Consider the following 21,001-nt stretch of genomic DNA (forward strand, 5'->3'; position numbering starts at 1 on the left):
CCGGGGTGGATGTGTCCTTCCCGGCGTACGGGTCACGGGCAGGCGGCGCCCGGCGCCGGTTTGATCGGCAGCGTGAACGGCGCCGGGTCTCCATCGGGGAGCTGGGAGAACGTCATGGACTTCGCGGTCACGGTCACGTCCACGGAGGGGTCTGTCCGCACGCCGGGCCCGAGCCCGACCTTGATCGTGACGACCTTGAGCGGCACGGTGAGTTTGCGGGTGCCCGACCCGCCCACGGTGAAGGTGGCCGGGATGTCGTACCACGGCACCAGGGAGTGGTAGGCGCCGACGCGGAACTTGCCCTTCCACGTGCCGTAGGGCCCGTCGCAGGAGACGAAGTCGACGATCCTGCCGCCTCTGATGGTGCTTGCGGCCGGGCGGTCGAGGGACACCCGCACCGCCCGCCCCCGCGTGGGCTCCCCGGACGGGACGGACGAGGGGGTGGGTGTCGCGGCCAGGTGATACTCGGCGACCAGCCGGCCCTGGCCGGTCACGTCGGTCATCGCCGCGATCTTGCCGAGCGGGTCGCCGAGAGTCGCGGTCAGCGCGGCGTAGACGGGCGCGGGCAGGGCGCCCGTGATGGCCTGCTCGACGAACCGCCGCACCTGCTGCACGTCCTGCCGCTTGACGGTCACGCGCAGCACGACCAGCCCGTTGGCGATGCGGCCGTGGCGGTGGGCGTCGTCCGATTCCCTGCTCATCGTCAGGGCGAGGGTGGTCCGCTTGTCGTCGCCGACCGCCGCGTTCCGGGTGCCCACGGGGGTGGCGTGCTGCTTGCCCGCCACGACGTCCCAGGTGGCGGCCGAGCCCGGGGCGCCGCCCTTGGCCAGGGTGATGCCGAGAGCCGAGGCGCACTGGCGCACCTCGGGGGAGAAGACGTCGCCGGGACCGTCGTTCACCGTGGCGATCGCCTTCGCCCCGCTGAATCCGGCCCCGGTGGCGTAGTGCGCTCTGGGCGGCTCGGCCGTGACCGAGACCGTCCAGTCGCGCAGCGCCGCGACGACCGTGACCGCGAGGGCGAGACCGCCGACCGCCGAGCGGAGGGCCTGGATGAACGGGATCCGCTCGATGACGGCCGCCGCTCCGTCCAGCCCGTACTGCAGGCCCTTCGTGAGCGCCCAGGCGATGATCGGCTTGAGGAACGGGATGTCCGGCAGGACGCCGACGATCGCCCCCGCGACGGCCTGCAGGGTGTTCCTGAAGAACGCGGACAGGTCGCCGCACGGGCTCGCGGCGGCCAGCCGCACCCGGGTCACCGCGCCGCCGGCCTCGATCGCGGCGATTCCGGCGTCACCGGTGCCGGTGCCGGCGGTACCGACGGCGCCGGCGCCGGAGGGGCCTGCGGGCGGGCGCTTGGCCGCGTTCGCCGTCACGTCGGCCGTGAACAGCGCGAGCACGAGCGTGGGGAACAGCAGGGTGCGCGGCTGGTTGAGGTTCTGCCCCGCCATCAGCGTGCGGGCGTACTTGGCGCCCTGCGTCCGTCCCGCCGCGACATACCCCGCGAGCAGGAAGGAGATGGGCACCGAGCCCTTCGGCATGGGCAGCAGCGCGTCGATCCGTCCGGCGTCGATCCCGCCGCCCGCGTCGGCGTCGCGGGCCAGGTTCGCCACCTGGGAGCGCAGCAGCCGCAGCGGTCCCGGGTGCCGTGGCTTCTTGACCGGCCGGGCGTCCGCCGGGCCGTCGTACACCCCCGCACCCGCGGCCGTCAGCGCGTCGACGGCGGCGGCCGCGCCGGTCGGCGCGGCATTGCGGGCGGGGTCCGCGTCGTCGAGGTTCAGCACCGTGCAGGAGGCCGATCCCACGACGACGGCCAGCAGGATCGCCATGATCCTCGCGACGCCCGTCCGCCCGCGTGCCCGTTCCGACCGTTCACATCCCACGGCGATCCCCTCCGGCACAGGCCCGGCCCCTACCGGTGAATCGTCCGCAGACGGCCGGACCGTTACGAGACGGCTGGACGAAGTTCTGACCAGGGAGAACGCGCGAATAGAGTGCTGATTCGGGTTAGTCGCCGTCGTGCCGGGCAAGAGGGGTCCCTGCCCGGCGGACACCCCTGCGGCGCGGTGCTGGCAGGGGCGCGCCCGTGACGGGCACTATGGAAACGACCTCCGGGAACGCGCTGTGAAAGGCGGTTCGGTGACCTCTACCTATCGGGTGCAGCTGACGCCCGACTTCGGATTCGCCCAGGCCGCGAGCCTCGTCGGCTACCTCCGCGAGCTGGGAGTGGGCCGGCTCTACCTGTCGCCGATCCTCCAGGCCTGCCCGGACTCCCAGCACGGGTACGACGTGACCGACCACGGCCGCGTACGCGAGGAGTTCGGCGGGGAGGAGGGCCTGCGGGCGCTGGCGGCCGAGGGCATGCCGCTGGTGTCCGACATCGTTCCCAACCACATGACCGTGCCGGTGCCGGAGTCGGACAACGCCCAGCTGTGGGCCGCGCTGCGGGACGGGCCGGGGTCGCCGGCCTCCCGGTGGTTCGACTTCCAGTGGCCGGTCACCCTGCCGCTGCTCGGCGACGACGCCGACGAGGCGCTGCGGGTGGACGACGGCGTGGACGGCCGGGTGCTGCGTTACCACGACCACGCCTTCCCGATCAGGCCCGGCACCGAGCACCTGCCGCTGCCGGAACTGCTGGAGGCCCAGCACTACCGGCTGGCCCACTGGCGGGAGAGCCCCGGCTACCGGCGCTTCTTCGACGTGTCGTCGCTGATGGGCCTGCGCGTGGAGGACCCCGAGGTCTTCGAGGCCACCCACGCCGTCACCTTCCGCCTCATCGAGGAGGGGCTGATCCACGGCCTGCGCGTCGACCACCCGGACGGCCTGGCCGACCCCCGCGGCTATCTGCGGTGGCTGCGCCCGCACGTGCCCGGCCCGCTGTGGGTGGAGAAGATCCTCATCGACGGCGAGCGGCTGCCCGAAGACTGGCCGTGCGACGGCACCACCGGCTACGACGCGCTCAACATGGTCACCCGGCTGTTCGTCGACCCGGCCGGCCGCGACGCGCTCATCGAGACGTTCGGCCGCCACACCGGCGTGCGCGACGACTACGAGACCGTGCGTCACGACGCAAAGAAGCACGTCCTCGACCTGTTCTTCACGGGAGAGGTCGACCGGCTGACCGACGACCTCGGCGATCCGGCGCTGCGCGAGGCCGTCGTGGAGCTGCTGGCCGCGATGCCCGTCTACCGGGCGTACGTGAACCCGGGCGAGCAGCCGTCCGCCGCCTCCGAGGCGACGATCCAGGAGGCGGCCGCGCTGGCGGCCACCCGGACCGACCCCGCCGCGGTGGCCAAGGTGGCCGACCTCGTCCTGTACGGCCCGCCGGAGGCGGTCACCCGCTTCCAGCAGACCTGCGGGCCGGTCATGGCCAAGGGCGTCGAGGACACGGCGCTCTATCGGTGGTATCCGCTGGCCTGCCTCAACGAGGTGGGCGGCGAGCCCGACAGGTTCGGGGTGTCGGCGGCCGAGTTCCACGAGTTCTGCGCGGGCCTGCCGCCGCGGACGATGACCACGCTGTCCACCCACGACACCAAGCGGTCGGAGGACGTGCGGGCCCGCCTGGCGGTGCTGTCGGAGATGCCCGAGGAGTGGGCGATGGCCGTCGACTCCTGGGCCGCGGCCGTGTCGTTCGACCCCAAGCTCGACTACCTCGCCTGGCAGTCGCTGATGGCGGCCTGGCCGATCTCCCTCGACCGCTTCACCGGCTACCTGCTCAAGGCCGCGCGCGAGGCCAAGACGGCGATCTCCTGGCTCAACCCCGACCCGGCGTACGAGGACGGGATCAGGGACTTCGCCCGGCGGGCCATGGACGCCTGTGGCTACTCGGTCGCCGCGTTCACCGAGGTCGTGGACCGGTACGCCCGGGTCAACTCGCTGGGGCAGAAGGCCGTGCAGCTCCTCATGCCGGGCATCCCGGACGTCTACCAGGGCAACGAGATCACCGACTTCTCCCTGGTCGACCCGGACAACCGGCGGCCGGTCGACTTCGAGCGGCGCCGCCGGCTTCTGGCCGAGCCCGACGACAGCTGGGACGGCCAGAAGATCCGCGTCACCGCCGCCGCGCTCGGCCTGCGGCGGCGGCTCGACCCCGAGGCGCCGTACGCGCCGGTCGAGGCGGGGGAGCACGCGGTGGCGTTCAGCCGGGGCGTTCCGGGGCAGGGGACGGCCGCGGTCGTGGTCGCGACCCGGCTGCCGGTCGGCCTGGAGCGCAAGGGCGGCTGGGGGAGCGAGACGATCACGCTGCCGCCGGGGCGCTGGCGCGACCTGCTCACCGGCGCGGAGCACACCGGTGAGGTGCGGATGGCCGACCTGCTGTCCGCGTACCCGGTCGCGATTCTCGAGGGCTGACGGCTTCGTTCGATAGGGGGAGATGCGGCATGTTCGAGGTCTGGGCGCCGGCGGCGGAGCGGATCGAGGTCGAGCACGGCGGTTCCCGCCACCCGATGACACGGGGCGAGGGCGGCTGGTGGACCGCCCCCGGCGACGAGCACGACCTCGACTACGCCTTCCACGTGGACGGCGACGGGCCGTTCCCCGACCCCAGGACGCGGCGCCAGCCGCACGGGGTGAACGGCCCGAGCCGGGTCTACCACCACGACAGGTTCGCGTGGCGGGACCAGGACTGGCTCGGCCGCGACCTGCGCGGCGCGGTGATCTACGAGCTGCACGTCGGCACGTTCTCGCCCGAGGGCACCTTCCGGGGGGTCGCCGACCGGCTGGAGCACCTGGTGGACCTCGGCGTCGACTTCGTCGAGATCATGCCGGTGCCGCCCGTGCCGGGCAAGCGCAACTGGGGCTACGACGGTGTGGAGCTCTATGCGGTCTTCGAGGAGTACGGCGGACCGGACGGGCTGAAGAGCCTGGTGGACGCCTGCCACCGGGCCGGTCTCGGCGTCATCCTCGACGTCGTCTACAACCACCTCGGTCCTTCGGGCAACTACCTGGCCAAGTTCGGGCCGTACTTCCACGACGCGAAGGGGTCCTACTGGGGCGACGCGGTCAACCTCGACGGGCCCGGCTCGGACGAGGTGCGGCGCTACTTCATCGAGAACGCCCTGCAGTGGCTGCGCGACTACCACGTCGACGGGCTGCGTCTCGACGCCGTGCACGCCCTGCACGACAAGCGGGCGGTCCACTTCCTGGAGGAGCTGTCGGCCGAGGTCGACGCGCTGTCCGCCGCCGTGGGCCGGCCGCTCACGCTCATCGCCGAGTCGGACCTCAACGACCCGCGCATGGTCACCCCGCGCGAGGCCGGCGGCCTCGGCATGCACGCGAGCTGGAACGACGACGTCCACCACGCCATCCACGCGAACGTCACCGGGGAGACCAACGCCTACTACGGCGACTTCGCGACGTTGTCGTCGCTGGCGAAGGTGCTGACCAGGGGGTACTTCCACGACGGGACCTACTCGTCGTTCCGGGGACGCTCCCACGGCAGGCCGGCGACCGGGATCCCCGGCCACCGGTTCGTCTGCTGCGCCCAGAACCACGACCAGATCGGCAACCGCCCCGAGGGCGACCGGATGCGGCCCGAGCAGCTCCGCCTCGCCTCCGGGCTGCTGCTGACCTCGCCGTTCACGCCCATGCTGTTCATGGGCGAGGAGTGGGGGGCGAGCACGCCGTTCTACTTCTTCACCGACCACTTCGAGCCGCACCTGGCCGAGGGCGAGGGCGAACGGCGGAGGAAGGAGTTCGAGGGCTTCGGCTACGACTGGAAGGCCCCCGAGCCGGGCGACGAGGACACGTTCCTGCGCTCCAAGCTCGACTGGGAGGAGCTGTCGAAGGACGAGCACGCCTCGCTGCTGGGCTGGTATCGCGACCTGATCGCCCTGCGCCGGTCCCACCCCGACCTCACCGATCCCCGCCTGGACCGGGTGCGGGTCGAGGTGGACGAGGACCGGCGCGTCGTGGTGATCGAGCGCGGCTCGCTGCGGGTGGTCGCCAACTTCGCCGACGGCCCGGTCGCCGTACGGCCGGCCGCGTCCCGGATCCTGCTCGCCTCCGACGAGTCCGCCCGGCTCACCGGAGAGGCTCTGGAACTGCCCGGCCGTTCCCTGGCCGTCACGGAGGTCTGAGGGTCAGGCCCGGTCGAGGATGAGATCGGCGGCGTGCCAGGCCATCGCCATGATGGGGCCGTTCAGGTTGCCCGAGATCATGGTGGGCAGCACCGAGCAGTCGACGATCCGCAGGTTGTCCAGGCCCCGTACGCGCAGCCGCGAGTCGACCACGTCGTCGTCGCCCGGGCCCATGGCGCAGGTGCCCATGGCGTGGTAGCCGCAGTAGCCGCCGCCCAGCGCCGCGTCGATGATCTCCTCGTCGGAGTCCACGCCCGGCCCGGGGAAGGTCTCGTGGGTGAGCCGCCCCGCGATCGGCTCCTGGGCGAAGTACTCCCGCATGCGGCGGAACAGGTCGACGCCGACGCGCCGGTCGTGCTCCGAACCGAAGTAGCCGGGCTCGATGCGCAGCGGCGCGTCCGGGTCGGCGGCAGTGATGGCCACGCTGCCCTCCGCGGTCGGGCGGAGGATCTCGGCGACGACCGAGACTCCGGGCTGCCGCTCCACCGTGACCGTCTCGCCCGCCCGGTACGTCGCGACCGACCACGGCCCCATCAGGAGCTGGGTGTCCGGCCGGTCCAGCTCGGGCCGGGTCTTCAGGAAGGCGATCACGTCGTAGGCCGGCGCGGCGAGCGGGCCCCCGCGGTTCACCAGGTATCGCAGCGCGGTGACGCCCTGCCGCAGCGGCGTGGACAGCATGCGGTTGTAGCCGAGGTCGTCCTTCAGCCGGAACTTCAGCGCCAGGCACCGGTGCTCGCGCATGCGCGCGCCGACCATGGGACGGTCCAGCCTGACCTCGACCCCGGCCGGCCGCAGCACCTCCGCGGGGCCGATGCCGGACGACTGCAGCAGCTTCGGCGTGCCGAGGCTGCCCAGGGACAGGACGACCTCCCGGGCGGCGCGATACTCGACCAGGGCGCCGCCGGCGTCCCGGGCGGTGACCCCGACGACCTTGTCACCGTCGAACAGCAGCCCGGTCACCGTGGTCCCGGTCACGACGGTGAGGTTGGCCCGGTCGCGTACGGGGTGCAGGAAGGCCCTGGCCGCGCTGAACCGCCGCCCGTCCTTGATGGTCGCCATGGCGTGGCCGACGCGTTCGTCGTCGGACTCGTTGACGTCCGTCATGACGGTCAGGCCGAGCGCGGCGCCGGAGGCGATCATCTCGTCGCAGAGGGGATCGGGGTCGCGCGGCGGGGACACGTGCAGCGGCCCGCCCGCTCCGCGGGTGGCCGTGGCACCGAGGGCGTTGTCCTCCATCGCCCGGAAGATCGGCAGAATCGTGTCCCAGCCCCAGCCGGGGTTGCCGAGCCGTACGAGTTCGTCGTAGTCGGCGCGGTGGCCGCGGTTGTACACCATGCCGTTGATGGAGCTCGACCCGCCGAGGACCCGGCCGCGCGGCCATATCTCGGCCTGCCCGTCCGGACCGAACGGCTGCGTCCGGTAGTGCCAGACCTTCCGCGGATCGTCGAAGAGCTTCCCGAAGCCCTTGGGCACGTGGTAGAGCGGGTGGCGGTCGGCGCCGCCCGCCTCGACCAGCAGCACGCGGACGGCCGGATCCTCCGACAGCCGGTTGGCCAGGACGCATCCGGCCGACCCGGCCCCGATCACCAAATAGTCGATCATGCCCTCATCTTCACCCGCGCCACTGCGGCGGGCTAGACCTCGAGCGGCCCGGGCGACGTCCGATGAACGGCATCAAGGCTGGAGACGGAAGGTTTCGAGGGCACCTCGGACGTCGTTCTCCTCGACGGCCTTCGTCAGCAGCCGTAGTTGCCGCACTTGACCGTGCAGTCCGGCGGTGTCGGCGCTGCGAGCCGCGAGCCGCAGCACTTCAGCGGCCGACTGCCGGTCTCCGCGCAGAGCCGACAGATGCGCCAGGTTCTTGGCGAACGAGACGCGGGCAATCAGCGGTACGCCGTGGCGCACCCGGGCGAAGGGCGCGACGAATTCACGTTCAAGCGTGGACGCGGCCTCCACGAGGCCGGCGTTGGTGAGGAACTCGATGACGCGTTTCATCGTCCGGTAGTACTCGAGCGGCCGCTCGTCCCGGTAGCCGCGCGCGCTCACCAGCAGGGTCAGGTGCTGATGCGAATCCTGCCGCATCATGACGTGCTGCCGGACGATCGGAGCCCGGTCCCCAGGGCCCGCGTGGTCCCTGATCCAGGCGTCGCGGACGCCATCGGTCAGGATGCTCTCGTAGGCGGTCGTTTCGCCTCTCGCCTTATGGACGATCGCGCGTAGCAGGTACCACTGCGGCAGCACCCGCGTCGTGACGGTGGCGTGCGCGGATCTGCTCAGGTGATTCCAGCCGCGGTCGAGGTGGTCCTCCGCCGTCCGAAGGTCGGCCGGCGAGGCTCCGCCCGCGATCAGCATCTCGGCCAGGGTCACCTCGAGTACGGCCACTCCGGCGGAACCGGCGAGGCCGAGGTCGTGGGCCAGCGCCGAGAGCCCCTCTCCGCACAGGTAGACGAGCCGGGGAGCACCGGTATCCAGGTAAAACCGGCGCAGACGCCGGTGTTCGAGCAGGAAGAACGTGTCGGTGAAGACCGGGTCGCTCGCCAGCCTCTCCCTGAAACCGGCACCGGCGATCAGGGGCAACGCCCAGTCAGAACCGGTGCCGCGCGTCATCTCCCTGCCTCTGCGGTTAGTCGATCAGAAACTCGTCGTACCCCGCGCCGACGAGGCGCTCGTACGCGGCCCACACGTCGCCGGGAATGTCGACCGGCGCCTGGAAGCCTCTGTCGGCGTACACGCGCAGGCGCTGGAGGTCGCCGACCATGAGGTTGATCATGCGGGTGAGCGGAACCTCGTCGGACGGGTAGTCCCGTAGCGGGATCTGGGGTGGCCTGGTGAACCAGGTCGGCTCCGGCCACTTCATCAGGGCGACGGCGAGGGACCGCCGGGCCATGTAGGGCTTGGAGACGATGACGCCGGATGTGACCCGCAGGCCCTTCTCCGCCGCGAGCTCGCGGGACAGGTCGAAGTTGTCGCCCGTGTTCCTCGCTCTCGGTTCGACCAGGATCGCGTCCTCCGGCACCCCGAGGGCCACGAGGCGCTCGGCGTACACCTCCGCCTCCGCGCGGGTCCATTCGGTCCCTGTCACCTTGCCCGCCCCGCCCGTGGTGATCACCACGGGAGCGCAGCGTTCGCGTACGAACAACTCGGCCGCCCTTTCCGCGGCACGCAGGTCGTGGCTCCCGAGTACCAGGAGTACGTCGGCTTCGACCGGTCCACTGTCGACGACATGGAAGCCCCAGAGGATCTCCACGTCTTTGCGAATCTCGGGCGTGAGCCCGGTTTCAAAATCGTTCATGGTGAACCAGCCTGCTGGGTGGGTGATAAGACGGTTCAGACATCCTTAGCACGCGCGAAGCGTTGCCAGAGTAATCTCCGGCGATTCGGAGGCACTCGATGTTGCTCTTTTCCGAGTGGAAGTCTGGAATGCGCTATCCGATGCTGATCGAGGACGAGCGCCTGGCCCGCCGTCAGACATAGACGGGTCGCGGCGTGTCTCAGCGCCCGGTCGAGAGCGCGCAGCGCCGCCCTCTCTTCGGCGCTGATCGCTTCATTGGACAGCAGGCGTCCGGTATAGCGGAATCTCCATCTGCCGTGATCGGCTATCACGGCGAACGGGTTGATGTCCCTTCCGACGTTGTGGAGATCCTTCACGTGGCCGTCCGCGTAGACACGCCGGCCGAGTCGCTCGCGCATATCTTCGGGAAGTCGCTCGGCCGTGCGCACGGGTGCCAGCAGATTGTGCCCCCCGCCCAGGGAATCCGGGCGTTCGCAGTAGAGCATGACGATGTCCGGCGGATCCTCCGCGTTGACGAAGTCCATGTGGATGGGAGACTCGCCGGCGCCCTCCGACCGGGTCGCCTCGCGATCCAACCGGACTCCGATGGGGCGCCATGCCGGGTGCTCTCCGAACACCTGGATGGGACGCCCCACGGCGGCCAGGCGATCCTCCAGGATGGCCAGGGCGCGGGATGAACTGGGATCGACGTCGGGTGGAAGGGCCAGTACGGCGTAGCCGTCCTCCCGCAGCGCGGCGGCGATCCGTGCGTCCGCCTTCGGGTCAGGGACCTCAATCGCCGCCATGGTGCACCCTCTTCCGTGCCTGGGTGAGCCGGCGTACGAGCCTCCTGCGCATCGTGAACGTGGCGATCGTGGTGACCGCGATGAAGGTCAGGAACACGTAGCCGGGAGCGTCCACGGATCTATCGCCGGTGACGACATTGGTGAAGAAGCCGATCAAGCCGCCCAGGAGGCACCATAAAAGGTTGTCGAAGACCGCTTTATCCGACTCGGCGTCCCGGAGCCGGTTCAAGGAATGCTGGCTCACCAATCGGACCGTAAGGTCCTCGGGGTCGGGAAGTATGATCGGTGCCGTGGTCCCACCCCGTGTGGCGTCTCCACGCAAGGTCGCCCCGACCAGTTCGGACAGGTACTTGTCGAGTTCCGAGGATCCTGGACTTCCCCATTCGCCTCGGGTGTCCTGGGTCTTGTCGTCCGGCATGGGCGCTCTCGCCTGGTCGATATCCGCGCGCTATTCGGTGCCGCTGGCGCATGCGCCGCCCAGTATGGCCCTCTTCTCTCATTCTCGCCAGATGTATCGTGATTTGGAGTGCCATGCTTTGGGGCGGTGTGATATTCGGGCGGCCGGTATCGCCAGGAGCCGTTGCGCGGAAAGCCGTGCTGCCCCTATTTCGTCGCCGCGTTGCCGTAAGTGGTGAATGTGCTCAGGCGGCCTGGGGGACGGGCAGCTCGAAGGTGACGGTGTCGGGGACCGCGGTGTAAAGCCGCCAGCTCAGGCAGGCGCGCTGGGCGACGACGGTGACGTGCAGGCCGCAGCCCGCCAGCCAGAGGGCCAGGTCGGCGAAGTAGCCGTCACCCGACCCGATCACCGCCCGCTCGAACCGCAGGTCCACCCGCGCCGTGCGGGCCGCCTCGTCAAGGGCCTGATCGGCGCCGTTGCGTCCCGAGCGGGCCAGCAACTGCACCCCGCGCAGCGCGATCCCCACGGAGACGAGCGCGTTGTGGTTGACCGCCACGATGAACTGGTCCAGCGGCCCGACCGGCACCGTCCGCTGGTAGGCGTTCATGACCCGATGTACGTCGTGAGTCGTCGGGAGGGCGGTCCCGGTCAGGTTCTCGATGTCGAGGAGATGGACCGCGCGCCCGCGGCGCAGCGATCTGAGGCGCGTGGTGGGGGTGCTCACGATCCTTGCTCCCTTCCATGACGACTCCTGGCGTCCATTAGAGCATGTGTTGACGCAATCAACCAGCCCTTGCCGGGACGTTGCCCGTGTCCGGTGCATCGGATATGGTCCGGTCTGATCGGACGACTGGGAAGGCGGAGCGGCGTGCGGCGAGACGTACAGGTCACCGCGGCGGACATCGCCCGCCTGGCCGGCGTGGGACGCGCGGCGGTCAGCAACTGGCGGCGCCGGCACGACGACTTCCCCGAGCCCGTGGGAGGCACGTCCACCAGCCCGGTGTTCTCCCTCGCGGAGATCCGGGAGTGGCTGCGCGGCCACGACGAGGACAGGGAACTTCCCGCGGACGAGTGGCTCTGGCAGGACCTGCGCGCGACCGTCGACGACGACGACCTCGCCGACCTGATCGCCGACCTCGGGGCCTTCCTCGTGTACGTGCAGCACGAGGCGGACGACTGGGACGGGCTCTCGGCCGCCGACGACGGGACGGTCGCGCGGGAACTCCCGGCCCGGGTGCGCGCGACGTGCGCGAAGACCGCCGGCGCGGAGGCGTTTCCCGAGACCGTCGCGGTGACCCGGGTGCCGCTGGTCCGCTCGATCGCCCGGCTGGCCGCCGAGCGCGGCGCCCGCGACACCTTCGAGTTCCTGCGCGAGCGCTACTTCGAGGTGCACACGCGGCGCGTCTACTCCACCCCCGCCGAGGTCGTCTCGCTCACGCTCGACCTCGTGGGCGACGGGTTCGGCTCCCTGCTCGATCCGGCCTGCGGTTCTGGCCGCATCCTCGGCCGCGCGCTGGAGCGCTCGCCCGGGGCCCGGCTGCTCGGCCAGGACGTCGACCCCGTGGCCGCCCGGCTCACCGCCGTACGGCTCGCGCTGCGCTGCGACAACGCGCGGATCAGGGCGGGAGACTCCTTGCGCGCGGACGCCTTCCCCGGCGAGTCCGTCGACGCGGTGGTGTGCAACCCGCCGTTCAACGACCGCAACTGGGGATACGAGGAGCTGACGGCCGATCCCCGCTGGGAGTACGGCCTGCCGCCGCGCGTGGAGCCCGAGCTGGCCTGGGTGCAGCACGCGCTCGCGCACCTGGCGCCCGGAGGCGTGGCCGTGCTGCTCATGCCCCCGGCGGTGGCCGGCCGCAGGTCGGGCCGGCGGATCAGGTCCCAGTTGCTGCGCCGCGGCGCGTTGCGCGCGGTCATCGCGCTCCCGCAGGGCACCGTGCCCAACGTGGCGGTCGGGTTGACGCTGTGGATCCTCTGCCAGCCGGCCGAGGGAGGTGCGCCGAGCCGCGTGCTGATGGTCGACACCTCCGGCAGGCCGGACGACTACGCCCGGGTGGCCGTCGAGGCGTGGCGCGAGTTCGGCGCGGGGCGCGAGCTGGACGAACCGGGAGTCAGCAGGTCGGTCCCGCTCGTCGACCTGCTCGACGAGGACGTGGACCTCACCCCCGCCCGCTATCTGTCCACGGCGGCCGACGACCTGTCACCCGAGCGGATCGCCGGAGCACGCTCCCGGCTCGCCGGGCTGCTCGGGGCCGTCGCCGGGCTGATGCCCATGGCGGGCAGGCCGCCGTCGGAGGAGCTCGCCCCGGTCCCGCTGCCCGAGCTGGTGCGGCGCGGCATGCTCGTCCTGGAACAGCAGACGCCGGCCCGGCCGGGGGAGGAACCCCCGGGGGAGGCGCCGGTGCTCACCGTCGAGGACGTGCTCGAAGGCCGGTCCGCGACGGGCTCCGCGGAGCACGCCGGGGCGAGGCGGATCGTCACGCGGCCCGGCGACGTCGTGGTGCCCCAGGTCGTGACCATCCCGGTCGCGCGGGTGCTGGCGAAGGGCGACGCGCTGCTCGGCCCGTACCTGTCGCTGTTGCGGCCCGACCCCGAGGCGCTCGACCCGGACTTCCTCGCCGGCTTCCTCTGCGCGTCCATCAATGTGCGTCACTACAGCGCCATGTCGTCGCGCTATCGGGTGGACGTACGGCGTGCCGAGGTGCCGCTGCTGCCGATGGAGGAGCAGCGCCGGTACGGCGAGGCGTTCCGGCGCCTGACCGAGTTCCGGACGGCCCTGCGCGAGGCGGCGGCGCTCGGAGAGGACCTGGTCAGGCTGATGGCCGATGGTCTCACCCACGGCGCGGTGGGACCGGCCGAGTAGGGTCGGGTGCCGTGAGCGGTGAACTGGAGCACCTGGCGGCCCGGCTGCGCGAGTTCGTCCGCGTGCGGGACTGGGAAAGGTTTCACACGCCCAAGAACCTGGCGATGGCCCTGGCCGGTGAGGCGGGGGAGCTCGTGGCCGAGTTCCAGTGGCTGACGGCCGAGGAGTCGCGCACCCTGGACGAGGACGCCCTGCGCAGGGTTCGCGCCGAGCTCGGGGACGTGACGTTGTATCTGGTGAGGCTGGCCGACGTGCTGGGCGTCGACCTCGCGGAGGCCGCGAACGCCAAGCTGGACGACAGCGAGCGCCGGTATGACCCCGAGACCTATCGCGGATCCGCCAGGAAGGCGCCCCCGCTCACCGCGGAGTAGTTTCTCCGCTCGCACCCGGGGCGGGCGGGCCCTGCGGCTGTCCCGGTGGTCACGTGAGGCTGGCTCTTTCGGCGGCTGGTTGGAGCCCAAGCTGACCGCTTACCCTGACGGCGACGTGCCGGGGGATCGGTCGCTCCGCCGCGGGCCCCGGTGGCGTCCGCGCGACGGGCCCGGCGGCGAACACGAGAAGAAAGACGGCCAATGAACGCTGACGAGCGGAACGCCGGTCTTGTCGAACGCCTGCCGGAGATCGATGACCGGTGGCGGGACGCCTTCCGGGCGGTGCCGCGTCACCTGTTCATCCCCGAGAGGGCCTGGTGCGTGTCCGGCGCGGGCAGCAGAGGGCAAGTGATCGACCAGGCCGCCGACCCCGAGCGTTGGCTGGACGCCGTCTACTCGAACATCCCGATCGTCACGCAGGTCGACGACGGCGCCGCCGACATCGCCGACCTGGCGAACCGGCACCACGACTTCACCTCGTCCTCGTCCATGCCCGGCATCGTCGCGACCGAGTTGGACCTGCTCGATCCGTACGAGGGGGACAAGGTCCTGGAGATCGGGACGGGCACGGGCTGGACGGCGGCGCTGCTGGCCCACCGGCTCGGCCCGGAGCACGTGACCAGCGTCGAGATCGACCCGGCCCTGCACGAGGCGGCGGCGGAGAACCTCAAGCGCGCGGGGCACTCGCCCCGGCTCGTCCTGGGCGACGGCACGGAGGGGTGGCCGGAGGGCGGGCCGTACGACCACGTCCATGTGACGTGCGGCGTGCGGAGGGTTCCGCACGCGTGGATCGCGCAGACCCGGCCGGGCGGAACGATCGTGCTGCCCTGGATGACCGGCTGGGGCGGGCACATGGTCAGGCTGACGGTCGCGGCCGGCGGCACCGCCGTGGGCCGCTTCCATCACCCCTGCGGTTTCATGCTCCTGCGATCCCAGCGTGGCGCCGGCGGCCAGGTGGAGGGGGATTACCGGGATTCGCGGACGGACCTCGACCCGCGCCGGGTCGCGCGTCCGGGCCGGGACGCGGACCTCGCTCTGGGGGGCATGCTGCCCGGCGTGAACCGGGCCTTCGGGGAGGTCGACGACGGCGAGTTCCGTCTGTGGTTGTCGTCCGCCGACTCCGAGGCGGAGGTGCGCCACATGCCCGGTGACCGGCAGGCGGTCGTACGTCAGCGGGGGCCGCGTGACCTGTGGGACGAGGCGGAGGCCGCCTTCCTGCGCTGGGTCTGCCTGGGCAGCCCGGGGCGCGACCGGTTCGGCCTGACGGTCACGGCCGAGGAGCAGTACGTCTGGCTCGACCTGCCGGATCGCCAGGTCACCCCGTAGCAGCCGCCGGTGCGACGTCCGGTGCGTCCGTACGAGTCAGGAGGGGCGGCAGCGTACCGGGTCCTGCAGGTCGGCGCAGGGGCGGTCGCCGTGGGAGTGGACGATGTCGCGGCCGATCTCCTTCGTCAGGAAGCGCAGGAAGCTGGCGGCCAGGGAATCGGCCTTCGGCTCGCCGTACGTGTAGGCGTACTCGGTTTCGCCGAAGGGATAGGCACCATGCTCGGCTCCGTCCAGCGTGGCCGCCTGGCCGTCGATGCGGACGAGCTTCAGGTCTTGGCGCCCGGTGGCGGCTCCGAGTTCGCTGTAGCCGATGGCGCCGGGGGTTTTCGCGATCGTGTCCAGCACCGCCTCGGTGCTGTCCCGTTCGCACCGTACGACGCCTTTTGAGGCGCCGGGCAGCGGCATCCGGCAGTCGTTGGAGTTACGGCCGGAGGTCAGTGTGCCCAGAACGAGCTTCTCGAAGGCGTTGCGGGTGCCGGAGCCGCCGTTCCTGTCGACGATGCGGATCGGCACGTCATGCCCGTTCACCTGCTTCCAGGTGTCGTACTTCCCCTTGAAGATGTCTTTGATCTGCGGCAGGGGAAGGTCCAGGACACCCGCGTCCTCGTTGACGACGAGCGTGAAGAGCACGTACGCGATGGGACGTGGCAGCAGTTGCGGAAACTCGCCGTCCTCCTTCGGGCCGTCGGAGAATGCCAGCCAGGTGCCGGAGTTCGCGGAGTCGCCTCGGCCCACCGCGTCGAGCTTGACCAGTCCGTTGTGGCTACCCGTGGTGTCGAAGGCGAAGTCGGCCTCCGGGCAGATCCTCGTGTACTGGTCCGCCGCTTCCCTCAGCGCGGGTGCGAAGGCCGTGGACCCGGTGACAGTGAGTCTCCCCCGGGCGCAGTCGAGGGGGGCGGCGGAACCGCCGTTGAGAAAGACGACGAGCTGCGCTGTGATGATCACCACGAGGAAACCGATCATGGCGAGCCCATAGCGGGGCATGCCCGTGTGGCTCTGCGTCTGGTAGATCCTCCCGCGCCGTCGGCGTGGGACGCCGCCCTTGATCCCTCCGATGACTCTGGGATCGTCGAACCGCTCCCGGCGTCCGCGCGTGTCGTCACGTACGTCTTCGAGAGCGACCAGGACCTTGTAGTGCTGGCGGCGGTTCAGGGGCACCCTGGGGAGTTCGATGACGCCGTCTTCCACGTTGAGTCCGGCTTCCTCCGTGAAGGACTGAGCCAGGAAGTCGTCACTGAGCTCCGTCACCGCCATCCCGGCCACCCTGCGGCCGGGAAACTCGACGCGGATGCCGGCCCTCGTTCCGTCGGGAACGGCGTAGTCGCTGGTGTCGATGTTGGCCAGGCCGCTGTTTTCGATCCGCAGCAGGACGAACGACGGATGGACCAGCGGCCTGTCGTTCCGGTCCCGCAACCTTTGCAGTGCTCCTGGGTGGTGATAAGGGACCTCGTCCGTGGCGGTGGTGTCCATCTGTATCCGGTAGCCGAGCCGTTTGCGGCCGACGCCGAACTCCCACAGGAAGGCGGCGACGGGGACAAGAAGACCCAGGACCGCGAGAATTACCTCCCACGGGAAACGGTTCACGCCTGCCTCCGCCGGACAGAATGGGAGAAACGGTGAAGGCCAACGTACGAATGTGTACGCCCTTGGAGACCTCGCGACGGCAAGCTTTCAACGCGCGTTCTCCATCAATTAAGACGGTTCCTTCACACGACGGCCACATCTCGTCTTCGCCGAGACCAGGCAACGCGGGCAGGTAGTCGTCTCAGCGGCATCGCCGACCGGCGTTCCGGCGGAGTCCCGCCCGCGCGGCGAGAGGAGTCACCATGACCGACACCGCGCCGAACCCCGCGACCATCAGGCTGGGCCGCGAGAACGCCTTCGATCCGCCCGCCGACCATCTGCGATGGGAGGACGGGGACCGGGTCAGGCCACTGCGGTACGCCGACGGCCACGTGGGATGGCTGGTAACGGGATACGCCGCCGCCCGCACCGTCCTCGCCGACCCGAGGTTCAGCGGCGATCCGGCGCTGCTGCATCCGCCGACGGACGAGCGCGGCATCGACGATGTCCTGGCGGACATCCCGGGGTTGCTCACGATCGCCCAGCCACCCGGGCATGCCCGCTTCCGGCGACGCCTGGCCGGTCCGCTGACCCTACGCAGGATGAGGCGGCTGGAGCCCAGGATCAGGCAGATCACCACCGAACGACTGGACGCGCTGCAACGCCTCGGACCGCCGGCCGACATCGTGCGTGAGTTCGCCGTGCCCGTCCCCGCGCTGGTGCTGTGCGAGCTGCTCGGGGTGCCGTACCGCGATCACTCCGGATTCGAGCGGTCCGCCACTGTGCTTCTCGGCCTCGACTCGACGCCGGACCAGGTCCGCGAGGCGATGCGGGACCTGCTCGCCTACACCCGCGACCTGGTGATTCGACGGCGGGACGATCCGGCCGACGACATCGTCAGCGTCCTCGCGGGCGGCGGCGAGCGGGACCGCCTCAGCGTCGAGGAGGCGGCCGCGATCGCCATGTTCCTGCTCGTGGCGGGGCATGAGGCCACGGCCGACATGCTGGCGCTGGGAACGTTCGCGCTGCTGCGGCACCCTGATCAGCTCGCCGCGCTGCGCGCGGACCCGTCTCTCGCCGCCGGCGCCACCGAGGAGTTGCTGCGCTACCTGAGCGTTGTGCGCATCGGTCCGGTGCGGGCGGCGTGCGCGGATGTGGAGCTCGACGGCCGGTTGATCGGGGCAGGCCAGTCGGTGACGCTGTCCCTGGCCGCGGCCAACCGCGACCCCGCCCGGTTCCCTGCGCCCGGCACGCTCGACATCAGGCGCGATGCCGGCGGGCAGCTCAGCTTCGGCTATGGCCCGCACCAGTGCCTGGGGCAGCAGCTCGCCCGCCTGGAGATGACCGTGGCACTGCCCGCGCTGCTGACGCGCCTGCCGCGCCTGCGGCTCGCCGTGGCGGCCGACGAGGTCCCGGTGCGGACCGGCACGGCATTCCACGGTCTCGAGCGGCTACCCGTGACCTGGTGAGATGCCGGTCCGCCGGCGTGCCGCGATCTGCTGCTGGTCGCCCGGCCGCCTCTGGGGACCGGAACCGCGCCGTCAGGGCCAGGCGCGGAGTTGGCACCAGACGGACTTGCCGTACGGAGTGAGGGCCCAGCACCAGTGGTGCGAGAACGCCTGAGCGATCGCGAGCCCCCGGCCGTGCGGGCCGAGCGAGCCGGCCTGACGCAAGGAACGAGGCGAGTCCGCATCCGGGGAATGGGGACGGCGGCGGGCCCGATGACGTCGCTCAGTCTTCTTCCGCTTCCGCGGTCAGGTCGCCGGGCATGACCGTCGCGATGAGGCCCGCGACGAACTGGGGCACCTCCTCGGGGGCAAGCACCAGTCGCGGTTCGTTGCCGTCCGGGCCCTGGAAGATCTCGACCGACCGCACCTCCCTGTGATCCGGCGCATCGGCGACTCCGATGATCGTCCAGTTTCTGTGCCGAGTGTTGGCGAAGTGGCTGAATTCGCGTTCTGGCCTGGCCACTCTTACTCCTCAAAGCGCGTTGTGATGCTCACGTACTGCCGGATCCCGTTCTCGAGGGCTTCCGTACTTGTCCCGCCCGCCGTGACCGGGTCATCGCGCGGCCCGGAAGCCGGAGCCGCCGGATCGTCTGCTTCGCGATCAATGCTTCGTGACTCTAGTCAGATCGATCAGCGTGTCGTCCGGGATCACCCTGAGATTTGCCCTGACACACCGACGAGTCCGTGCGAGCGGCGGCGTCGACATGATTGGCCTTGCCCAATTTGACTGTTTCGGTCATCTCCTGGTCGATGATCCGCAAGGATGATCACCTGGACGCCGCCCGGACCGAGGGCGGCGGTTGGGAAAGGACAACGTATGCGCAGGTCCGCGAGTACGGTCGTCGTCGCAGCGGCGCTGGCCGTCGGAGGACTCGCCGCCAACCCGGCATACGCGATCTCGGCGGGTTACACACCGGAGGGGGTGTGCGGCTCCGGTTTCGGCCGGGTCAGTGACGGCACCCGAGCCGTGAAGACCCGGTCGGGGGAGGTCTTCGGGCACGTCTACCTGCTCTACAACCGCAGGACGGCCCAGAACTGCGTCGTCACGATCAAGTCGAAGTACGTCGGCACGCCCACCAGGGCCACCGCCCAGCTCAAGGTACGGCTGTCCGGCACGAGGACGGCCGAGAAGATCGACCACGCGAAGAAGTACAAGTACTACGCCGGCCCGGTGAAGCTGAACGCCAGGGACAAGTGCGTGCAGTACTACGGCACGATCGCCGACACGCGCGTCGACGGGGAGATCGCCAGCGGTGGCCGCCTGAAGTGGGGCAACTGCGGCTGACTCCCGTGAGGCCGTCACCGCGGCCCGATCCGGTGGACCCAGGGGCCGCCCGGCCGGTGCCGGGCGGCCTCGCCGTTCCCCACAGACCTCTACCATCGGTGCGGCACGACCCGATGCGAGGAGACGTACGTCCAGATGGGCGCCAATCACAGTCACGGCACGACCGCCCCGCCCACGCCCGCCTCGCGCCGGACCCTGGTGGCGACGCTGGCCGTCATCGTCCCCGTCGCCCTGGCGACGGTGGCCGCCCTGATAGGGCTGTGGCCGGGCGACGGCCGGCCGGACGGCCCGTCCTCGCCCTCGCTCCGGCAGGTCGACGGGACGGTCACCGAGATCGTCCCCAAGCCCTGCCCCGCCGTACCGGGTGAGCAGGCGGCCCGTCCGGCGGCGGACCCCGGCTCCTGCGCGGACGTCCGGGTCAGGATCACCAGCGGGCCCGACGAGGGCCGGAGCGTGACCACCGAGCTGCCCACCGGTCCCGGTGCGCAGCGGTTCGCGGCCGGCGATGACGTGGTGCTGGTCCATGTGCCGGACGGCGCGCTCGACGCACCGGAGTATCTGCTGTCGGACCACGACCGGTCCTCTCCGCTGTGGCTGTTCGTCGCCGCGTTCGCCCTGGCGGTCGTCGCCTTCGGGCGCTGGCGCGGGCTGACCGCGCTGATCGGGCTGGCCGTGACCTTCGTCCTGCTGCTGACCTTCGTCGTCCCCGCGATCCTCGCCGGCGAGCCGCCGGCCCTGGTCGCGATCACCGGCTCCGCCGCGATCATGCTCGCGGTCCTGTACCTCACCCACGGCTTCACGATCACGACGTCGATGGCGGTGCTGGGCACGCTGGTCAGCCTCGCCCTCACCGGTCTGCTGTCCGCCTTCGCGATCGACGCCGCGCACCTGACGGGCGTCACCGACGACAGCTCGTTCCTGCTCGACGGCAACTACCGGATCAACGGGCAGGGCCTGCTGCTCGCGGGGATCATCATCGGCGCGCTCGGCGTCCTCGACGACGTCACCGTGACCCAGGCGGCCACCGTGCGGGAGCTGGCGACGGCCAACCCCGGCTACGACTTCGGGCGTCTCTACCGGGCCGCCGCCCGCGTCGGCCGGGCCCACATCGCCTCCGTCATCAACACGATCGTCCTCGCGTACGCGGGGGCCGCGCTGCCCCTGTTGTTGCTGTTCAGCGTCGGCGACCAGCCGCTCGATGACGTGCTGCGCAACCCCGTGCTCGCGCAGGAGATCATCCGCAGCGTCGTCGGCACGCTGGGACTCATCACGGCCGTCCCCGTGACCACCGCGCTGGCCGCGCTGGCGGCACCCCGGCAGCGTTCCGGGGAGAAGCCCGCGGAGCGCCGCCGGCGGCGCGGGGCGGTCTGGGACGACCCGGACGAGTCCACCGAGAGCCATTGGCCTGCCGGTTTCGGGACGGAAAAGGACTGGCCCGCAGATCGGCGCATCCGATAGAACAGGCGGACGCCTTGACGACGAGAGGAGGGGACGAGCCGATGCATGCCGAGATTGTCGTGCCGGTTCCTTCCGGGGG

17 protein-coding genes are annotated in these 21,001 nt (G+C 71.0%); 8 read left to right on the forward strand and 9 right to left on the reverse strand.

Annotation, left to right across the window (positions count from 1 at the left end):
* Positions 1-32 precede the first annotated feature (32 nt).
* Entirely contained in the window at positions 33-1,826 is a 1,794-nt protein-coding gene (locus tag AAH991_RS13345; RefSeq protein WP_346226103.1) for a hypothetical protein, read from the reverse strand.
* Between the two features lie 310 nt (positions 1,827-2,136).
* Between AAH991_RS13345 and treY the strand changes: the two genes are divergently transcribed.
* Together treY and treZ are read left to right on the forward strand one after the other, a co-directional pair.
* Positions 2,137-4,347 carry a malto-oligosyltrehalose synthase gene (gene treY / locus AAH991_RS13350; RefSeq protein WP_346226104.1) on the forward strand — a complete coding sequence of 737 codons (2,211 nt, stop codon included), beginning with the start codon at positions 2,137-2,139 and terminating at the stop codon, positions 4,345-4,347.
* A gap of 29 nt (positions 4,348-4,376) precedes the next feature.
* Positions 4,377-6,074, forward strand: a complete 1,698-nt coding sequence (gene treZ / locus AAH991_RS13355) for a malto-oligosyltrehalose trehalohydrolase (protein ID WP_346226105.1) — start codon at positions 4,377-4,379, stop codon at positions 6,072-6,074.
* Positions 6,075-6,077: 3 nt separating this feature from the next.
* Here the strand turns inward: treZ and AAH991_RS13360 are convergent, their stop codons facing one another.
* The 6 genes from AAH991_RS13360 to AAH991_RS13385 all read right to left on the reverse strand — a co-directional run bounded on the left by AAH991_RS13360 (position 6,078) and on the right by AAH991_RS13385 (position 11,272).
* Positions 6,078-7,676: a GMC family oxidoreductase gene (locus AAH991_RS13360; RefSeq protein WP_346226106.1), complete on the reverse strand. Its 1,599-nt coding sequence runs from the start codon at positions 7,674-7,676 to the stop codon at positions 6,078-6,080.
* A 72-nt stretch (positions 7,677-7,748) separates the two neighbouring features.
* Positions 7,749-8,681: a hypothetical protein gene (locus AAH991_RS13365; RefSeq protein ID WP_346226107.1), complete on the reverse strand. Its 933-nt coding sequence runs from the start codon at positions 8,679-8,681 to the stop codon at positions 7,749-7,751.
* 16 nt (positions 8,682-8,697) lie between these two features.
* Entirely contained in the window at positions 8,698-9,366 is a 669-nt protein-coding gene (locus tag AAH991_RS13370; protein WP_346226108.1) for a YdcF family protein, read from the reverse strand.
* Between the two features lie 35 nt (positions 9,367-9,401).
* On the reverse strand, positions 9,402-10,151 hold the full coding sequence (locus tag AAH991_RS13375) for a TauD/TfdA family dioxygenase (RefSeq protein ID WP_346226109.1): 750 nt from the start codon (positions 10,149-10,151) through the stop codon (positions 9,402-9,404).
* Entirely contained in the window at positions 10,138-10,395 is a 258-nt protein-coding gene (locus AAH991_RS13380; RefSeq protein ID WP_346226110.1) for a hypothetical protein, read from the reverse strand. Before AAH991_RS13380 ends, AAH991_RS13375 begins: the two co-directional genes overlap by 14 nt.
* 397 nt (positions 10,396-10,792) lie before the next feature.
* Complete coding sequence (locus AAH991_RS13385; protein WP_346226111.1) at positions 10,793-11,272, reverse strand: NYN domain-containing protein; 480 nt, start codon at positions 11,270-11,272, stop codon at positions 10,793-10,795.
* 144 nt (positions 11,273-11,416) lie between these two features.
* On the opposite strand from AAH991_RS13385, the gene AAH991_RS13390 reads away from it, so the two are divergent.
* The 3 genes from AAH991_RS13390 to AAH991_RS13400 all read left to right on the forward strand — a co-directional run bounded on the left by AAH991_RS13390 (position 11,417) and on the right by AAH991_RS13400 (position 15,108).
* Positions 11,417-13,411: an N-6 DNA methylase gene (locus AAH991_RS13390; RefSeq protein ID WP_346226112.1), complete on the forward strand. Its 1,995-nt coding sequence runs from the start codon at positions 11,417-11,419 to the stop codon at positions 13,409-13,411.
* A gap of 11 nt (positions 13,412-13,422) precedes the next feature.
* Positions 13,423-13,782, forward strand: a complete 360-nt coding sequence (locus AAH991_RS13395) for a nucleotide pyrophosphohydrolase (protein WP_346226113.1) — start codon at positions 13,423-13,425, stop codon at positions 13,780-13,782.
* A gap of 201 nt (positions 13,783-13,983) precedes the next feature.
* On the forward strand, positions 13,984-15,108 hold the full coding sequence (locus tag AAH991_RS13400; RefSeq protein WP_346226114.1) for a methyltransferase domain-containing protein: 1,125 nt from the start codon (positions 13,984-13,986) through the stop codon (positions 15,106-15,108).
* Between the two features lie 36 nt (positions 15,109-15,144).
* On the opposite strand, the gene AAH991_RS13405 is transcribed toward AAH991_RS13400, so the two are convergent.
* On the reverse strand, positions 15,145-16,692 hold the full coding sequence (locus tag AAH991_RS13405) for a PstS family phosphate ABC transporter substrate-binding protein (RefSeq protein ID WP_346226115.1): 1,548 nt from the start codon (positions 16,690-16,692) through the stop codon (positions 15,145-15,147).
* A gap of 242 nt (positions 16,693-16,934) precedes the next feature.
* Between AAH991_RS13405 and AAH991_RS13410 the strand changes: the two genes are divergently transcribed.
* The gene (locus AAH991_RS13410) at positions 16,935-18,140 is read left to right on the forward strand and encodes a cytochrome P450 (protein WP_346226116.1); all 1,206 of its coding nucleotides are present in this window, start codon (positions 16,935-16,937) and stop codon (positions 18,138-18,140) included.
* A gap of 262 nt (positions 18,141-18,402) precedes the next feature.
* Here the strand turns inward: AAH991_RS13410 and AAH991_RS13415 are convergent, their stop codons facing one another.
* Positions 18,403-18,642, reverse strand: coding sequence for a hypothetical protein (locus AAH991_RS13415; protein ID WP_346226117.1), 240 nt, complete (start codon positions 18,640-18,642; stop codon positions 18,403-18,405).
* 354 nt (positions 18,643-18,996) lie between these two features.
* On the opposite strand from AAH991_RS13415, the gene AAH991_RS13420 reads away from it, so the two are divergent.
* Positions 18,997-19,464 (forward strand): hypothetical protein, encoded by a 468-nt coding sequence (locus AAH991_RS13420; protein ID WP_346226118.1) that lies wholly within the window; start codon positions 18,997-18,999, stop codon positions 19,462-19,464.
* A 135-nt stretch (positions 19,465-19,599) separates the two neighbouring features.
* Entirely contained in the window at positions 19,600-20,922 is a 1,323-nt protein-coding gene (locus AAH991_RS13425) for a YibE/F family protein (protein WP_346226119.1), read from the forward strand.
* Positions 20,923-21,001 lie beyond the last annotated feature (79 nt).

It is taken from the genome of Microbispora sp. ZYX-F-249, from assembly GCF_039649665.1.
Taxonomy (GTDB): domain Bacteria; phylum Actinomycetota; class Actinomycetes; order Streptosporangiales; family Streptosporangiaceae; genus Microbispora; species Microbispora maris.